This is a genomic window from Vibrio sp. 10N.247.310.24 (assembly GCF_041467175.1).
GTDB lineage: Bacteria > Pseudomonadota > Gammaproteobacteria > Enterobacterales > Vibrionaceae > Vibrio > Vibrio tasmaniensis_A.
The window spans coordinates 70954-88392 of sequence record NZ_JBFSUD010000014.1 but is presented as its reverse complement, the minus strand read 5'-3'; the positions used below and the strand labels follow the sequence as shown (position 1 = coordinate 88392).

The window sequence follows — 17439 nt, the reverse complement described above, 5'->3', positions numbered from 1 at the left end:
GAAACTCACTCTACCTTTTACCCAGAAATCAAGCTCATCTAAGCGGAGAAGAGCCACTTAAGTTATCCGAAGTGTGCCCCTTTGAGTAAAGTCGCCAACTCACTTTTGTCCAAAAACGAGCCAGCACGATCTCTGTTACCTCACCCCTTTCTAAGGTTAACCGCTCCCGATTACATTCCACTGGTTTACTGTTTTTCCATTCGCTTTTTATGGTTAAAATGCCTTATGGTACAAACAATCGAATTATAGATACTTGCGGGCTTTGCCAAAGGTATTCCCCATTTACACGAAAAGACTGATTATGAATTTTGATATCAATGCACTGAAACACCACCAACTGGTCGAAGATGGTCAACTAGAAGGGTGTTACCTTCATCAACCAGCACAGGGCAGCCAGCAAGACGATGACGCTGTTTTAGCAGAGCGCCAAGCGCTAGAAAAATTGGGGTATAAGGTAGTACAGGTACAAGCTAAAGGTGGGGCAACAACCTTTGCTGAGGCTATGCAAAAGTTTGCGAAGAAAACAGGTCACCAGACCAAAGAGTAAGCGAATGGGTGTAGAGGGGCTTTCTATTACGGCTGATAGCCTTTGGATTTTAAAGCGAACACAACATAAAGCTTTTAACAACAGCCACTTAACTCGAATTAAAACACACCCTGTAAGTCACTAAACGGGGTTATAAGTACATCAGCTAAATCTCTGCTATAACTCTATTTATGTATGATGCAATAATCAACGAGAGCCATTGATATGTCTTGTTTTTGCCTTAATAAGACCAGGCCTATAACCGTGCCATTATTCACCTCATAAAACAGCCTAAAGCCCGATTTTTTGAACTCTCTGATACTAGTGACCCCCAACCCTACAAGCTCAGAACATCTAGAGTACATGTCAGGGTTATGGCTCACATTTTCTTCAAAGGCATCTAAAAGACTCTCAACCCCTTCAATGACTGATTTTTCATCATTCCATTGAGTTAGGTGATCAATCGAATCATTTAGCGAATTTTCAAATGTTTCCGTGTATTGAATTTCTACTTTATGAGTCATATTTACCTTTGTTACTTACGGGCAGCTAATCGACTTCTTAAATCTCTAGACGAAGTTACACGATCTTGAACAACATCATTTTTTGCAAAGCTAACCAGTTTCATTAGCGCAATGGCATCTTGACGTTTTTTATGGTCTTCATACGACTCAACTACATACGTAGGTTTTCCATTTTGCGTGATCGTTAGTGGTTCACTTAAAGGCAAGTTAGCCGCATTTTTTTTTAAGAAACTGACGGTTTCTACATTTGCTGTGTCCATAATCACTCACCCTGTTTGTATTTGTTGCTTTAGTTAGTTGAATGTCATCACTCATTCAATAGCTATATTGTACTACCAGATCACTGCAAGTTCAAATTTAGACTTTATTTAAACCACCTTGCACAACCAAAACAGGACGCTTACCAAAAGGAGTTTCGTATTTCATGTAATGCTTAATCAAAATTGGCTTTTTGTAAGATCTCAATGAACGTCTTGATCTTGAGGTCTTCCGCTCCCTGTTTCGCGTAGAGGCCAACGTTTCCTAACTTAGAGTCATCAATCAGTAAGGTTTCGAAGCCTTTGTCTTTCATCCAGTCACACATTTTATGACTGTATGGCATGACAGCATTAGACATTCTCAACATATCTAAGCTCGCAAAAAGAGAGTCAACGTCATAGACATCTCGCCCAACCTCCTCAGAATCACGCCCGCCAGGCTGTGAATTTACGTGGTCAGACAGTACAGAGTTATGTCTAGAGTGATCGGGGGTCACTTGGAGTATTGGAAACGCCAACATCTCACGTCTTAACAAACTCGGGTCTAAGTGTTTCTTCGTTAACAATGGATGTTTAGCTCGAACAAACACCGCTTCTTTGTCTTGAAAGAGTGGGTAAAACGTTACTTTGCATCGCTCATGCAGCCCATAGATTTCATGGCCAACAAACAAGTCGATATCGCCTTGAACCAAGTGGTGCATCAAAGACAAGTTGTTACCGAACTCTAAATGTAGCGAGCCCATTTGTTCTTGTTGCTTGTATTCCTCAACCGCCTTGCAAACAAATTGTTCCCACCAAGCTTCCCCAGTGCCGAGCTTCAATTTACCGGATTGGCGCTGCTGCATGTCGGTAAAACGGTGCATTAACGACAGATGCTTTTCTTGCTGTTCTTGTGCAAACTCCCGAAACAACAACCCGTACTCGGTAAGCTCAACGCCTTTTGACTTACGAGTAAAAATAGCCACACCAACATCACTCTCTAATTTCTTGATCGCAGCGGTCAAGGAGGGCTGGCTAATATTCAGCTTTTCCGCGGCACCTTTAATACTGCCAGTATGCGCAACCATCAGAAAGTATCGGTATAGCTTGTTCATAGGATTCTCTTAGTTTGCATTCGATCACAAAATGCGAGGTTAGAAATTCAACAAATTAAACCACTGAACACAGTGCGCAGCGGATAGAGGTCATGATATAGGATTTTTCTATAGAGAGCATTAGTAATGCTATTTCCCACTGAAAGATGAAATCACTATAGTAAGGTCAATTAACTTATTAAGTGGACATTGAGATGGAACAGAAATGGTGGCATGACGCAGTAGTCTACCAAATTTACCCGCGTAGCTTTTTAGACTCGAATAATGACGGTATCGGTGACCTAAATGGAATCATCAGCAAACTCGATTACCTTAAAGAACTGGGCATTAATGTCATTTGGCTCTCTCCTGTTTATCAATCTCCAATGGACGATAACGGCTACGACATCTCCGACTACCAAGCGATTGCTGAAGAGTTTGGCACGATGGAAGAGATGAAACGCCTGATGGATGAAGCGAAAGAACGTGACATTAAGATTGTTATGGATCTAGTGGTAAATCATACGTCAGATGAGCACCGTTGGTTCGAGCAAGCACGCTCTTCAAAAGACAATCCGTATCGAAATTATTACATTTGGCGCGATGCAAAACCGGATGGCAGTGCACCGGATGACCAAGGTTCTATCTTTGGCGGAAGTGCTTGGCAGTGGGATGAACTCACACAACAATATTACTTCCATCTATTCTCGAAACGTCAGCCAGATTTGAACTGGGAAAACCCGAAGGTTCAAGAAGAAGTTCATACTATGATGAACTGGTGGATTGACCTTGGCATCGGCGGCTTCCGCTTAGATGTGATTGATCTTATTGGTAAAGAGATCGATAAAGGAATCACTGGTAACGGACCAAGGCTGCACAAGCTATTACAACAAATGAATCAGGCGACCTTTGGTAACAAGGATTTGTTAACCGTAGGAGAAACTTGGGGCGCAACACCAGAAATAGCCAAGCTATACAGCGGACAAGGTAGAAATGAACTTTCTATGGTATTCCAATTTGAGCACATTACCCTGACATGGGAAAACGGTGACAAATGGAACCCTATTCCGCTTGATCTTCGAGAGTTCAAAAATGTGCTGACCAAGTGGCAGCTAGAGCTGGCCGATGGTGGTTGGAATTCCCTTTTTTGGAACAACCACGATTTGCCACGTTTGGTTTCAAAATACGGTGATGACAAACATTTCCGAGTTGAGTCAGCAAAAATGCTGGCGACGTGTTTGCACTTCTTGAAAGGCACACCTTACATCTATCAAGGTGAAGAGATTGGCATGACCAATGTCGCTTTTGACAATCTAGACCAATATAAAGATATTGAAACGCACAATTTTTATAAAGTAAAAACGGAATCGAGTGTCACTCATGAACACATGATGGACGCCATTCACGAGAACAGCCGTGACAACGCTAGAACACCAATGCATTGGAACAAGCAACCTAATGCAGGTTTCTCTGACGGAACACCTTGGATTGAGCTGAATCCAAACTACCCAGAGATCAACGTCGAAAGTGCGTTGGCTGATCCAAGTTCCATATTTTATCACTACAAGACATTGATAGAGTTACGAAAAGCTCACCCAGCGATTGTCTACGGTTCATTCATTCCTGTTTTTGAAGAACACGACAAGGTTTTCGCCTACGTACGTGAGTTGGATTGTGAAAAGCTGTTTATAGTTTGTAACTTCTCAAACGACAACCTGACACTGGATATGCCTGAACAATACCAAACTCAGACGCTTGATTGTCTGATCAATAACTATCAAACGGTCACTGAGTTGTCAGCCAAGCTTGAACTGGCACCGTATGAATCATTTGCTGTAAAACTGTAATCATACGTTAAATTCAACACACCAAAGGCAAGGTTCTCCTTGCCTTTTTTATTACCCAATGCCATCGATTCTCTCCAACATTTCACATCTTAACCTAAGCAACCTAGCGCTTAGTTTTGGATGGCTTTCATCACCCAAAAATAGTTTGAGCCCGCCTTCACATTTCTCTATACGCGCCACTTCACAAAACTATGGCGATCGCCTGTAAAACAGCACTGTATCGGCATTGCTATAGCTTTTTACTATATCAAAGGTGCGTTTACCTATTTCTCAAAGGCTAAATTAGTCGATATTATTTTCAGCAGATAATAAGAACTGATAGAAGTGATTATCGTTATGGATAACCTTCTGAATATGGAATGAAACTATGAAACCTCTATTGAAAACACTGTCTATTTGTACCCTTGCTGCTCTTTTCAATGCACCGGCTTTTGCTATGGAAGAAGGTGAAATCACTATCTGGATCAATGGCGATAAAAGTTATGCCGGTCTTGCTGAAATTGGTAAACAATTCGAAGAAGATACCGGTGTAAAAATTAACGTCCAGTACCCAGATTCACTGGAAGCCAAATTCCAACAACACGCAGCAACTGGCGGCGGCCCTGACATCATTTTCTGGGCACACGACCGTTTTGGTGGCTACGCAGAATCAGGCCTACTTCACGAACTTAATCCAAGTAAAGAATTCAAAGAAAAGCTTGTCGACTTCAGTTGGGATGCGGTGACAGTCAATGGTAAAGTTGTGGGCTACCCTCTAGCAATCGAAGCACCTTCTCTAATCTACAACAAAGACCTACTTCCAAACCCACCAAAAACATGGGAAGAGCTTGCTGACATTCAGAAAGAGATGGCTAAGCAAAACAAAAAAGCCATCATGTGGGATGTGAAAAATGCGTACTTCACATGGCCGATGATCTCTGCTGGTGGTGCCTTCGCGTTTGAAAAAACAGCAACAGGCTATGACGCTAAAAGCACAGGTGTTAACAATGCAGCGGGTGTTCGCGGCCTTCAATTCTTAGTTGACATGGTAAACCAAGGGGTAGTTAACCCGAATATGGATTACTCCGTAGCAGAAGCAGAGTTCACCAACGGCAATGTGGCGATGACCATTAATGGCCCTTGGTCTTGGGGTAACTTAGACAAGCTTGGTGTTAATTATGGCGTTGCTGAACTGCCGACATTAAATGGCGGTAAAGGTAACCCATTTGTTGGGATCCTAAGTGCGGGTATCAATGCTGCGAGTCCAAATACTGATCTTGCTGTCGAGTTCTTAGAAAACTACCTATTCCAAGACGACGCTCTGAAAACCATGAATGATGACAAGCCTCTTGGTGCCGTGACACTAAAATCATTCCAAAAAATTCTTGAGAGCGATGATCGCATCAAATCAACCATGACGAATGCTGAAAACGGCGAAATCATGCCAAACATTCCGCAAATGACGGCTTACTGGTTCGCTGAAGGTGCGGCTATCGATAACGCAATGCAGGGTAAGCAAACCGTTAGAGAAGCGCTAGACACAGCAGCAAAACAAATTACCAAATAAGCTTTCTTCATATTAATAACCCTTTCCTCATGTTAATATCCTATTGTCCTTTGGCACAGCGCATGCTGTGCCTTTTTTGTTTTGGAAATCAAGTCGCTATGCAAATCCCTACTCTTTACCTAAAAGGTACGTTCAATGGTTGGGGGTTAGACACCCCATTGTTCAAAGAGCAAGACGGCTCCTATCGAGCAAACCTATGCTTATCTACCGACCTTTACCGCTTCAAAATTTCGGATTCAGATGGCACCAAGCAATGGACACTTTCAGGGCATGAAAGTGAAGCCACTCTCTGTGAATTGGAACAAGCAATGCCGCTTATCAATACACAAGGCATTGGCAATGATCTACTGCTCTCTCCTGCTGTCGCTGGTCAATACTCCTTGAAGGTGCAATTTGGCTCTTCGACGCCAACGGTCACCGTAACCAAAGGGGAATACAATGATCTATCAACACCTCAACGAGAGCCTGTTAACACACTTCTGATAGAGGTTGAGACAGATGAGATGCTGCCTCACTGGCAACACCCTGAATTTGCAATGCCACATGACCAACTGTTCCAAGAACTCACCATCTCAGAGACACAGTCATTTCCGTTTGTGTTCGGGGATAATGTCGATGGTTACTATCATGGAGCAACCTATAGCTATGTAAACGGTGGCAAATATCGTCACCACCAAGGTTGGATACTGGGAACCTTCGCTAGCTATATCGACGGCAAGTTCAATAATAAGTTAGAAGCTGAACGTGCCAGCCTGACGCCTTATGGTATTGAGCATCATTATGAGAATAGTCGAGAGTCGCTGAACCTGATTCAAGGCTCTAGACTTGTATCGCTTACGGTTTCATCAAACAAACCGAGCGCTTTAAGCCTAATTCCAGAACTCAACATACCGACAACGCACTCTAAAGTTCATATTTCAGACTCAAATATCGTCATAGAACTCAGCCCCCAAGTTTGTCCAGACGGCTGCCCAAGATTTGTCGCCATCGCAAGCAATCATGCAGTACATGCACGAGAGATCTCGCTAGACGCTCACCCTGAACTTCGCGATCTAGTTCAGCTCTCAGAGAGCAATACAAAACTCATGCTCACGACGTCAGATAAACAAACTGAACTCATCGTCTACCTCGGCTTTGCTGAAACCCTTAAAGCCGCTAGTTCATTGGTTAATCAAGCCGTCAAAAATAACGAACACGTTCTTCACCAACAGCGGATTTATGAGTTCTTAACCAATAATTATTTGTGGACCAACGACCTTGAATACAACCAAGCGGTTATGTGGTCGCGCCTTGCAAGCCGAACCTTTGTGAGTCATGAGTTCGGCACGGGCATTTGGGCTGGATTACCTTGGTTCAAGGACTGCTGGGGCCGTGACACCTTTATCGCTTTGTCGGGCACAAGCTTGGTTAATGGGCTGTTTAGTGAAGCAAAAGAGATCATTGAAAACTTTGCGTCCATGCAGATGCTCGACGAAAATTCCGCGAATTACGGCCGAATCCCGAATCGAGTGACCAGTAAAACGAACATCATTTATAACACCACCGATGGTACTCCTTGGATGATTCGTGAAGCCCTTGAGTACATCAACTACTCTGGCGATGTGGCGTTCGCTAAGGCCATTTATCCCACTCTCAAGCGTTTCATCACGGGTGTCGAAAAACATTACTTGAATAAAGATAGCTTGAGTAAAGATGGCTTGAATGAAGATTATTCGAATAAAGACAGTCTGATGGCACATCGCCACCCTGATACGTGGATGGATGCAAAAATTGATGGGATGACACCTTGGTCTCCTCGCGGGCCTAAAGCCAATGACATCCAAGCTTTGTGGTTTGAAAGCTTAAACTGCGCTATTCAACTCGCTATTCTGGTGGGCGACTCTGAATCAGAAAAGAGCTGGACAATCCAAGCAGGAAAAGTGCAAGAGAGTTTCGCCACCAAGTTTTGGGATGATAAAAACCATCGCCTAGCCGACCATTTATCGCAAGGTGATGTGCCTGATTATAGCGTGCGCCCGAATCAGTTGATGACGATTTCAATTCCTCAGAAACGTCCGCTTAATCAGAATGAAAGAGAGCAATACATCGTCAAGAACGCGGTCGAAACGCTATTGTTTCCATGGGGGATCTGCTCGTTGCAACAAGAGCATGTCGATTTTCATCCTTATCACGACAATCAAGCCATGTACCACAAAGACGCGGCTTATCACAACGGGACGATCTGGGGGTGGAATGCGGGCTTTACCATTACGGCGCTCAATAAGTTTAAGCAGCAAGATCTCAGTTACCAACTATCCAAAAACTTGGCAAAACAGATCCTTACACAAGGCTGTAGAGGGACAATGAGTGAAAATTTGGATGCTTTCCAAGATAGTGACCGCGACCTTGTAGAATCAGGGACGTTTGCTCAGGCCTGGTCCGTTTCAGAATACGCTCGTAACGCGCAACAGGACTATTTGGGATATTGCCCACGCTTATTGGACAATCAGATACACCTAACACCAAACTTCCCAAGTTGTTGGAGCGAATTAGTGGCTTCGTTGCCTTTTGGTCAAGGAAACCAGCTACGACTGTCATTTGAATCTAAAAATGGGATTTCTCATTACAAGATTCAGTCAAATCTAGAAGATACGGTAAGTCCCGAAATCACGTTGGTGCTTACGCTAGACATAAACCATGAGTCTGTTGCCGTAATCTCGACACCATTAACACAATCGTTGGAGATCATGATCGACAGTCACCAACAACAGGTCACAGTTAACGACAAACAAGCGCAGTTTGAGATTCAGCTAAAGCCAAATAACGCCATCTTACGCGATTTACAGTTTGCCAAGCCCGACTTTGCAAGGCAACACAACAGCTTGATGAGCAAGGACTACTTGTTGAACAAGCGCAATAAGCAAAAATTGTCAGCAGCCAAGGACTAGCTTTGCTGATACTAAGCCTATCGCTTTATAGACGTATAAAGTGATACGGCTATAACGTGATAAAAAAGCAGGCCTAATACACCGTTTACGAAGACAAAACGGAGTTCGGCCTTCTTTTATTGTCTAAAAATAAAGTCGATGAAATCCGGGAATCGCAACGACCAAGCCAGTTCATTGTGTTGATGACCTTGCCCTTCTTGATAAAACAGCGTCACGTTCGGCTTTTGAGTGAGTAACGTGTTCATTGCCCTTGAACCACTCAGATAAACGTCAGCAAAATCTACGTTTGCCTCTTCACGAACTTCATTCGTTCCCATATCCATATATATTTTCGTTGGAGACAGAAAGTTAAACTCTTTCATATACTCGAAGTATGAGGATTTATTGAACCAAAACGCTGGAGAGAAGACCCCAAGCACGCCAAAAGTATTCTGGTACAGTGAGCCACCATATAAGCTAATTAGCCCGCCCATTGAACTGCCAGCAAGGTACGTAAACTCTCGGTTCGGCTTTGTTCTGTATGTTTGGTCTATATAGGGCTTCAATGTATGACAGATAAACGCCATGTACTCGTCCCCTTCACCACCAAATTTAAGTAGCTCATCACCAACACCCAACTCTTTTATCTCTTGGTTAGCGCGCCAAGGCGAATACTCATTGTAACGCTCCATGCCATTAAGCTCATGACTGCTGTCGATGGCGACAACAATTACCCCTGATAACTTACCGAGCCTTTGCATCTCATCGAGTGTCGTTTGTGCATCCCAACACATCCCATACGTCGCTGTAGACTTCTCAAAGACATTCTGCCCATCATGCATGTATAAGACAGGATAAGCGTGCTCTGCTTGGTGATACCCCGCAGGAAGGTAAATGCGGAGCGTTCGAGTTCGATTCAACTGTGGAATAAAGAACTCATCGATAATAATCAATTCAGATTGCATAACGACCTCTAAACTTGAAGTGTCTATAAATTCAGATAAAAAAACGCCCCTTTAAAGGAGCGTTCTATCTCTATCTAAGCGACTAATATACTGGGCTGCTAAGCCATTAAGCCTACTAAGCTATTAAGTTATTAAGTTATTAAGTTATTAAGTTATTAGCTAATAAGCTATTTTGCGTTAACTGCTCGTACAAACGCTTCTTGAGCACCTTCAACATTCAATGCTTTCGCTTCATCAAGTAAGCCCAGCGCTTTAGGTACATCACCTGATTTCACCGCTTTTTGAATGGAAGAAATGTAGAACTCTTGAGTCTCTTGCTGCACTTTGAGTGCGGTTTCTGCTTTAGTAAGCGGCGCAGCTTTGCTTACTGGAGCGGTTTGAGTTGCTGAAGATTTGGCAACAACAGGGGCAACGGCCACTGGTGCTACCGCCGCTGTCGCTCGGTATGGGCGAAGCTTCAGAGTTTCAATTTCAAGAGTAAGACGACCCCCCAAACGATTGGTGTATACCGGGTCAATGACCATTGGCATCACTTCGCCATACTCTTTGGCGCGCACTTTGGCTGGGTGATCCACTTTAATTGTTTTACCAAGTTCATCCGCTGGAGTGTAGATGATCATATAAGGCGTTTTGGTTGCATCAACACGCAAACGTTCAGCATAGCTTGTTCGAGTAAAAGCATCGGATGCTTGTATTCTGAAATCATCGAACTTTAATGTTTTCACTGGCTGAAAGGCTTCATCTAAAAAAATGACTTCCGGGGCAAATACCGAGTCATCAATCATCAAGCTTGCTAAAGTGACGACCATTTCTCCTGAACGTTCACTAAACTTAAAGCCTGCAAAGTGACTATTACCCGTAGTGAAGTTACCTACCGGCGAGCCTAAATCAATATCAAATTTTAAATCTTCTTTGTCGTTTAGCTGCGCATAGGGGAATTGCGAAAAATCGCTGCAGCAAACTTCTGAGTTGGTTGGTGGAGCGAGCTCAGTTTGAACCTGAGCGTCAGATGCACAACCGCCTAGCAAGGCACCTAGTACCACGGCTAAAATAGAGCTTTTATTTTTCATTGTAATCTCTCTTACTATTGGTTGTTGATTAGTTAAAACACAAAAAAGCAGCCAAAGGCTGCCTTAGTACTATAAATGGTTTAGAACCAGATTTCAGCGTGAACACCCACTACTGTTTCATCTTTAGAGCCATCAATACCTTTGTTACCAACGCCATCTTCTAGCGCAGTCATGTAAGCAACGTAAGGTTTGATTTGCGGACGACCAAAGTAGTCTGCGTTAACTGTAAATACTGGTGCCGCTTCAACGAATACCCAAGAACCGTCTTTAGCATGCCATTGTTCAGCTTTCTCGATTGAGTAAGATGCAGTAAGTTCAAAACGTAGGTTATCATTTACTTTGTAAGATGGACGAGCAGCAAACATAGTACGTGAACCACCTTCATCTAGACCCCAAGCACCAATCTCTAGCATTTCCCAGTGAGTAAACTCAGTACCTAGTTGAACTTTATCTGAAATGTTCAACACACCGTAAGAAGTAATAAATAGTGAATTATCATCTTCTAAGAAATTTTCATTCCACTCACCAAAGTTAACACCGCGGTTCGTCGCCATGCCCGTACCGTAAGCGATACCAGTTTGTGCCCAACCGTCTAAGCCGTAGTAGCTAGAGTTTAAAGTAACCGATAAGCCAACACCAGATTCAGCTTCGTCAGCATTGCTGCCTGTCACTCGATCTTGTTTCATTAACTTCGCATCAAAGTCTAAGCTACCAATTCCAGCATCAACGCCGTAGTAATAGAAATCCAAAGATGTACGAGTTTGGCGTTCTTTCGTTGTATCATTTACAGTAGCTTTTGGATCAGCAGACACAGCTGCAATACCAAACTTGTTGCCAGCTAATTTAGTTTCAAAACCAGCACCAACACCTGAAGATTGCTTCCAGAACTCACCAGAAAGGATGCCAGCAGAACGGTTCAAGAAGCGTTGACCAGCCCAAACCACTGAGTCTTCACCAAGGTATGGAAGAGCACCGATTTCGATGAATGCTTCTTTCACTTCAAACTGTGAATCTGTGTTGTTTTTCTGGTTACCAGATGAAGAATAAGCGTATGAATTACCGTTGCCGTATTCAGTTCTAACGTTGTAGTTAGCCCACACGCCATTACCGTATTCAGAATGCTTTTTAATTACAAATTCAACTTGGTTAGTACTTTCACTCGTTGCCGAAGAACCAGCTACATGGTAATCACCTTTGCTGAATGTTGTAGCATCAGTATTACCATCAATTAGTCGGTAGTTAGAAGACATGTAACCATGCACTTCCCAACCATCAGATAATACGTCAGTAGGGTTTTTAACCTCTACTTCCATTGCAGAGTCACCACTTGTTACATCTAATGCAACTTCACTTTCTGCAAACGCTGAACCAGCAACTAATGCGGAAGCCACTGCAGCAGCAATCAAACTTACTTTTTTCATTCTTAACTCCATTAAGGACGATTTATTTTTAGGTTTTATATTTTTGCTCTCTTGCGACAACCAAAGGCAGTTATGGCGGACGTAAGATAGAGAGGTTTAGGGTTGCCCCTGATTCGTTTCAACGGAGCCAATATTAAGAGGGGATGACAAGTTTGACTTCCTCCACCCCGAACTAAATTAAGGGGGATGAGAAGGGAGTAGAGTTTATACAGAATGGTATTTTAAAGGGTTGGATCACTTAATCTAGGAGGAGTAGACAGCACACAGATCTAATTATTCAGCATAAGTGAGATCTACTTCAAATATATAATTTGAACTTCATCGATGAATTATTTTTCAACAAAATTTATTCTATGAAGTTGCTTGACCTTAATGGGACAAAGCCTTTTACTAATAGTTCACTGATGTTGATAAACGAACAAGAAATCAAGCAATGACTAGAACGCTCGCTCGCCCTTATCCACTAGGCGCAACGCTAGGTAACACTGGCTGTAACTTCTCAATTTATTCCCCTGACTGTAAATCCCTTTCTCTCGCTCTTTTTGACGAGAACGATGAGTTCACCACTTATAAATTGGAAAATGAATACGCTGATATCAGATATGTATTTGTTGATGGTATTAAAGCGGGACAAAAATACGGTTTCATTGCTGAAACTGATAATGGCCCGATCTTACTTTCCGACCCTTACGCTAAAGCAATAAGCGAACCGCTCGATTACGCAACGCCATATACCAATGAAAAAAGCTTTTCGATGGCGAAGTGTCTCGTAGTTGATGACACGTTCGATTGGCAAGATGTCGAAAAGCCGCGTATTAGCCGCGAAGAGACCGTTCTTTTCGAAACCCATGTTAAAGGCCTATCTCAACTTCACCCAGAAGTCGCGACCAATACAAAAGGCCGTTATTTGGGGTTAGTTAGTCCCGAAATGCTTGCATTCTATAAACAGCAAAACATCAATTCTCTACAACTTTTACCCATTGCTGCATGTATGCATGAACCCCACCTATTGGATATGGGGAAAGTGAATTACTGGGGTTACAATCCATATTTGTTTATGGTGCCAGACCCACGCTACGCAGAGAAAGACGCCGTTAGTGAACTCAAAACCGCGATTCGAGAACTGCACCGCAATGGTATCGAAGTCATTCTTGATGTCGTCTACAACCACACGGCAGAAGGCGGTGAAGGTGGTACAACCTTCAACCTAAAAGCACTGGATAGCCGCTACTACATTAAGCATGGCTGTCATTACGCGAACTTCACCGGTTGTGGCAATACGGTCGACCTCACCCACCAACCAGCACTGAACTTAGTCATGGATACACTGCGCTACTGGGTTAGTGAGTTCCAAGTCGACGGCTTCCGTTTTGATTTGGCAGCAACACTGGGGCGCGAAGGCGATAACTACAATCCTGAGGCTGCTTTCTTCAAAGCCGTTGCCCAAGATCCGGTATTGAAAGAAACCAAGTTAATAGCAGAACCATGGGACATCGGGCCAAATGGCTACCAAGTTGGCAATTTTCCGTTGGGGTGGAATGAGTGTAACGATAAGCTGCGAGATATCACTCGTAGCTTCTGGCGTGGCGACCAAGGCTACTTGAAAGAGTTTGCGACTCGCTTAATGGGCTCTCGTGACATCTACAGTGCCGCACACTGGCCGTACAAATTAACCGTCAACTACATCACTTATCATGATGGTTTCACCATGCAAGATCTTGTTTCTTATAAACATAAGCACAATGAAGAAAATGGTGAGAGCAACCGCGATGGACACGGTGATAATCGCTCTGAAAACTATGGTGTTGAAGGCAACACAGAAAACCTTTTGGTTATCGCAACACGCGAAAAGCAAAAGCGTAACTTCATGGCTAGCCTGTTATTTGCATTCGGTATTCCACATATTTTGACGGCCGATGTGTTATCTCATACTCAAAAGGGTAACAACAACGCGTACTGCCAAGACGGGGTCACCAGCTGGCTCAACTGGGAAGATTCCGAGCGTAAGACTTACTTCAAGGCTTGGTTGTCTGAGATGATCTCCGCACGTCAGCAATACATGGTGCCGTTTATCAAAGCGTTCAGTGGCGATAAACGTAACTCTAACCGTATATTCTGGAGCCGTGTTGATGGCACAATCATGGAACATGATGATTGGAACCGTTTAAGCTCCGTAGCCTTACATTTAGGCATCGGCAAGGATGGCGACGAGTTGATTTATCTGATCAACCAAACCAACGCACCTGCTCGATTTTCTTTACCGAGCGACCGTAAGCAAGACTGGGTAACCATCTGTGATACCAACTTGCGAAACGTGAAACCGGGTCATGCCGAAGGTGAAATGCTGTTATCTCCCGTTTCAATGGCAATTTTGCACTATTCGCCAAACAAGACAGATTCGGTTTAGGTTAAAAGCCAAACCAGCTTAATAGAACGCGCGAAGCCATAGAAGCCAGTTATGTTTATGACTGGCTTTTTTATTAGCTGAACGTCACAAACTCAATTTTTTATATGGAACATTTTGCATTGATGTGATTACGAAAACTGTTTAGTATGGCCGTACTATAAAAATGAATCTATAACGTCTTTGGATATCATGGCTTTACCTAAAACATTAATTCGGCTTTTTAAACCATACATTATTTTATTAACTGGAGGGATGCTCTATCTTGCTGCAGCTCAACTTGAAAAAGTAGAAACGACAGCAAAAGAACAATCACTATCAAATATTCGTATCGCAAGTTCCATCATCAATTCCAACATCGAAGCCACATTCGGCAAACTCTATTTTTTGGAAACCAGTTTAAGCTTATCTACATCAGGCCCCGTCGGTGAACAAAAATTCAGGGACATCAGTGACAATATTCTTAAGAGAACACCTAACTTCTCCGATATTGTTCAATACCAGCCTCAATCCCAACAATATATTTCAACTCGTGGCCTGCCTCTTTCTAATGAGCAGATCAATGCCATCCAGTGGAATCCAATAGATAGTGTTGTAGAAGGTTTTTACATCTCTTCTATCTATCAAAAACCCGATGGTCGTTGGGTTTTTGCGATCAAACACACGACGGAAAAGTTGAACAAAGAAATATGGATTGAGTTTGACCTTTTGCATACCACACAAGGCCTGAGAGACTTAAAGACATTAGACCGTGGCTATGTATTTGTGGTTGATAGAGCAACCGAACGACTGGTTTTCCATCCTGATCCGAAACGCATTGGCTCCAAATCCATCAGCTATCATGCAGGCATCAGCCACCAACTCTCTCAAGGTGAGACCGTCGGCCAACACGAATACTACTATCAAGATAATTTCAAAATAACGGTATTTGATGCTGACAACAGCTTAAACTGGGTATTCGTCTCGGGCACTGATCGTCACGACATACTCACCAGCTCACACCAATTTACGCTAACTGGCGTGGTACTCGGGTCACTGCTTCTATTATGGATTGGCGCACACTACCTGGCTCACCGCTTGAACATGTCGTTATCTCAACTGAATAAAGTTGATGATCTCGCCAGCTTTAAACGAGAGTTAAAAGCCATATTCAATAGCTTTACCTATCAAAAAGGCATTCAATTCTGCCTTTATCAAGCAGAGAGCCATTCATTCAGTACTATCGATTATCATGGAAACAAATCAACGGTACATACTGACAAAGCCCTTGCTGAGCGATTTGCTCCCGAGACCATGGCTTATCGAAGCAGTAAATACGCGGATCCATTGGCACGTAAACTCAAAATACTCCAACGCCACTACTGTATCCCTTTGCACTCTCGTAACCAGCTAATCGCGGTGATTTACGTCAATGCGCCCTTGCCGATCAGCCAAAGTATTTTACGTATGATCAAAGATTACACGGAAGTCTCGTTGTCTAACTTACTGCTCCACCATCAATTGAGCAGTAAAGATCTCATGACTCAGTTAGACAACAAAAGTAGTTTTAACATCGCGATCGACAACTACGCATGCGAACCCGATACCTATGTAGCTCTGCTCGATATCGATAACTTTGACCACGTAAATCGAGCTTACGGTGAAGCGATTGGCGACAAGATGATAAAGCTTGCCGCAGAAGCGATGCGTTCTTACTTTCCTAAGCCAAAAGGGCTTTGCCTTGCTCGAGTCGGGGACAAGGAGTTCGCCGTTTTATTCAAAGCGAATGATGCGAAGGATGCCAAGCACCAATTGGAACAATGTCGAATCAGCATCTCCGAGAAAACCATAGTCACTCCGGATATCACATTGTCACTCAGTATCAGCGTCGGGTTTTCGCAAATAGACGGCGAAACAGACTCTGCTTTAGCCCTTGCGGAACAAGCAAAGCTTATCGCACTACAACTTGGAAAGAATCGAGTAGAAGGTCACATTAGAGGCGTAGCCAAAGCGTCGTAGACATTAGCTAACACGCTCGTATCACACCGATTGGTACGATACCGATAACAAAAAAGCACCTAGGATTAATCCCCTAGGTGCTTTTGTTTTTATGGAAAGTCATTACAATGCGCGTTCGATACAACAATACCCTTTTTTAACGATACGAGCCTTATGAAGCTAAGTAACCGACTGCAAACTCTCCATTCCCTTGTCAGTAATGACTACCAACATATTTGGGACTGTTGTTGTGATCACGGCTTCTTGGGTGTTCAGCTATTATCTGACCACAAAGCACCGCAGATTCATTTTGTCGATATTGTCCCTACTCTGATGAATGAGCTGGAAGGCAAGCTAACGCGTTACTTTCCCCAAGATAATTCAGACCAACAAGCGATTACCAGCCAATGGCAAGTCTACTGCTTGGATGTCGCAGCGATTCCATTAGAAAAGCACACAGGCAGACATCTGGTCATTATTGCGGGTGTGGGAGGCGATCTAACACAAAAGCTCGTCGATGATATTCATTGTAAGCATCCAGACAAGGCGATCGATTTTTTGCTTTGCCCAGTTCATCAGCAGTTCGAGCTAAGAACTCATTTAAAGGCGCTCAATTTCGGCCTAATTGATGAAGTGTTAATTGAAGAGAACCGTCGTTACTACGAGATTTTATTGGTCAGCAATAACCAAGGTGAAAGCGACAAAAATCTAGATGAAAACGGCAATAACCGAACGGTAACTAAGATATCAAGCGTCGGCGACAAGATCTGGACTCCGAACTGTGAACAACAGAAGCAAGTATCACAGCAATACAAAGCCAAAACATTGCAGCACTACTTGCGCATCCATCAAGGACAAGAGAAGCAAGGCAAAACCAGTCAGGTTAAGCACATCATTGAGGCTTACCAAGCGATTTAACTTCC

13 protein-coding genes are annotated in these 17439 nt (G+C 43.3%); 7 read left to right on the top strand and 6 right to left on the bottom strand.

The window, feature by feature from the left end; all coding sequences use genetic code 11:
- The first annotated feature begins 301 nt into the window (after positions 1-301).
- The gene (locus tag AB6E08_RS06950) at positions 302-547 is read left to right on the top strand and encodes a hypothetical protein (RefSeq protein ID WP_009845860.1); all 246 of its coding nucleotides are present in this window, start codon (positions 302-304) and stop codon (positions 545-547) included.
- Positions 548-711: 164 nt separating this feature from the next.
- Here AB6E08_RS06950 and AB6E08_RS06945 read toward each other — a convergent pair whose 3' ends face one another.
- The 3 genes from AB6E08_RS06945 to AB6E08_RS06935 form a co-directional block, all read right to left on the bottom strand.
- Positions 712-1050, bottom strand: coding sequence for a type II toxin-antitoxin system RelE/ParE family toxin (locus AB6E08_RS06945; RefSeq protein WP_017096265.1), 339 nt, complete (start codon positions 1048-1050; stop codon positions 712-714).
- A gap of 11 nt (positions 1051-1061) precedes the next feature.
- Positions 1062-1310, bottom strand: a complete 249-nt coding sequence (locus AB6E08_RS06940) for a prevent-host-death protein (RefSeq protein WP_009845862.1) — start codon at positions 1308-1310, stop codon at positions 1062-1064.
- Between the two features lie 173 nt (positions 1311-1483).
- Entirely contained in the window at positions 1484-2401 is a 918-nt protein-coding gene (locus tag AB6E08_RS06935; RefSeq protein ID WP_371707102.1) for a LysR family transcriptional regulator, read from the bottom strand.
- A 194-nt stretch (positions 2402-2595) separates the two neighbouring features.
- On the opposite strand from AB6E08_RS06935, the gene AB6E08_RS06930 reads away from it, so the two are divergent.
- From AB6E08_RS06930 to AB6E08_RS06920, 3 genes are all read left to right on the top strand, one after another.
- Entirely contained in the window at positions 2596-4227 is a 1632-nt protein-coding gene (locus tag AB6E08_RS06930) for an alpha-glucosidase (protein ID WP_371707103.1), read from the top strand.
- Between the two features lie 367 nt (positions 4228-4594).
- Complete coding sequence (gene malE, locus AB6E08_RS06925; RefSeq protein ID WP_009845865.1) at positions 4595-5773, top strand: maltose/maltodextrin ABC transporter substrate-binding protein MalE; 1179 nt, start codon at positions 4595-4597, stop codon at positions 5771-5773.
- 50 nt (positions 5774-5823) lie between these two features.
- On the top strand, positions 5824-8700 hold the full coding sequence (locus tag AB6E08_RS06920) for an amylo-alpha-1,6-glucosidase (RefSeq protein ID WP_371707104.1): 2877 nt from the start codon (positions 5824-5826) through the stop codon (positions 8698-8700).
- Between the two features lie 116 nt (positions 8701-8816).
- Here the strand turns inward: AB6E08_RS06920 and AB6E08_RS06915 are convergent, their stop codons facing one another.
- The 3 genes from AB6E08_RS06915 to AB6E08_RS06905 form a co-directional block, all read right to left on the bottom strand.
- On the bottom strand, positions 8817-9644 hold the full coding sequence (locus AB6E08_RS06915; protein ID WP_017102315.1) for an alpha/beta hydrolase: 828 nt from the start codon (positions 9642-9644) through the stop codon (positions 8817-8819).
- Between the two features lie 167 nt (positions 9645-9811).
- Positions 9812-10714: a MalM family protein gene (locus tag AB6E08_RS06910; RefSeq protein WP_017102314.1), complete on the bottom strand. Its 903-nt coding sequence runs from the start codon at positions 10712-10714 to the stop codon at positions 9812-9814.
- Positions 10715-10794: 80 nt separating this feature from the next.
- Positions 10795-12135 (bottom strand): carbohydrate porin, encoded by a 1341-nt coding sequence (locus AB6E08_RS06905; RefSeq protein ID WP_017102313.1) that lies wholly within the window; start codon positions 12133-12135, stop codon positions 10795-10797.
- A gap of 433 nt (positions 12136-12568) precedes the next feature.
- Between AB6E08_RS06905 and glgX the strand changes: the two genes are divergently transcribed.
- The 3 genes from glgX (at position 12569) to AB6E08_RS06890 (ending at position 17434) form a co-directional block, all read left to right on the top strand.
- Positions 12569-14542, top strand: coding sequence for a glycogen debranching protein GlgX (gene glgX / locus AB6E08_RS06900; protein ID WP_065679232.1), 1974 nt, complete (start codon positions 12569-12571; stop codon positions 14540-14542).
- A 252-nt stretch (positions 14543-14794) separates the two neighbouring features.
- A complete protein-coding gene (locus tag AB6E08_RS06895) occupies positions 14795-16537 on the top strand; it encodes a diguanylate cyclase domain-containing protein (protein WP_371707164.1) in 1743 nt (580 codons plus the stop codon).
- A 153-nt stretch (positions 16538-16690) separates the two neighbouring features.
- Complete coding sequence (locus tag AB6E08_RS06890) at positions 16691-17434, top strand: tRNA (adenine(22)-N(1))-methyltransferase TrmK (protein WP_371707106.1); 744 nt, start codon at positions 16691-16693, stop codon at positions 17432-17434.
- The last annotated feature ends 5 nt before the right edge of the window (positions 17435-17439 follow it).

What these genes read in the sequence shown, in the direction of transcription:
- AB6E08_RS06950 (WP_009845860.1), top strand. Translation starts at nt 302, where the DNA reads ATGAATTTTGATATCAATGCACTGAAACACCACCAACTGGTCGAAGAT.
- AB6E08_RS06945 (WP_017096265.1), bottom strand. Translation starts at nt 1,050, where the DNA reads ATGACTCATAAAGTAGAAATTCAATACACGGAAACATTTGAAAATTCG.
- AB6E08_RS06940 (WP_009845862.1), bottom strand. Translation starts at nt 1,310, where the DNA reads ATGGACACAGCAAATGTAGAAACCGTCAGTTTCTTAAAAAAAAATGCG.
- AB6E08_RS06935 (WP_371707102.1), bottom strand. Translation starts at nt 2,401, where the DNA reads ATGAACAAGCTATACCGATACTTTCTGATGGTTGCGCATACTGGCAGT.
- AB6E08_RS06930 (WP_371707103.1), top strand. Translation starts at nt 2,596, where the DNA reads ATGGAACAGAAATGGTGGCATGACGCAGTAGTCTACCAAATTTACCCG.
- malE (WP_009845865.1), top strand. Translation starts at nt 4,595, where the DNA reads ATGAAACCTCTATTGAAAACACTGTCTATTTGTACCCTTGCTGCTCTT.
- AB6E08_RS06915 (WP_017102315.1), bottom strand. Translation starts at nt 9,644, where the DNA reads ATGCAATCTGAATTGATTATTATCGATGAGTTCTTTATTCCACAGTTG.
- AB6E08_RS06910 (WP_017102314.1), bottom strand. Translation starts at nt 10,714, where the DNA reads ATGAAAAATAAAAGCTCTATTTTAGCCGTGGTACTAGGTGCCTTGCTA.
- AB6E08_RS06905 (WP_017102313.1), bottom strand. Translation starts at nt 12,135, where the DNA reads ATGAAAAAAGTAAGTTTGATTGCTGCTGCAGTGGCTTCCGCATTAGTT.
- glgX (WP_065679232.1), top strand. Translation starts at nt 12,569, where the DNA reads ATGACTAGAACGCTCGCTCGCCCTTATCCACTAGGCGCAACGCTAGGT.
- AB6E08_RS06895 (WP_371707164.1), top strand. Translation starts at nt 14,795, where the DNA reads ATGCTCTATCTTGCTGCAGCTCAACTTGAAAAAGTAGAAACGACAGCA.
- AB6E08_RS06890 (WP_371707106.1), top strand. Translation starts at nt 16,691, where the DNA reads ATGAAGCTAAGTAACCGACTGCAAACTCTCCATTCCCTTGTCAGTAAT.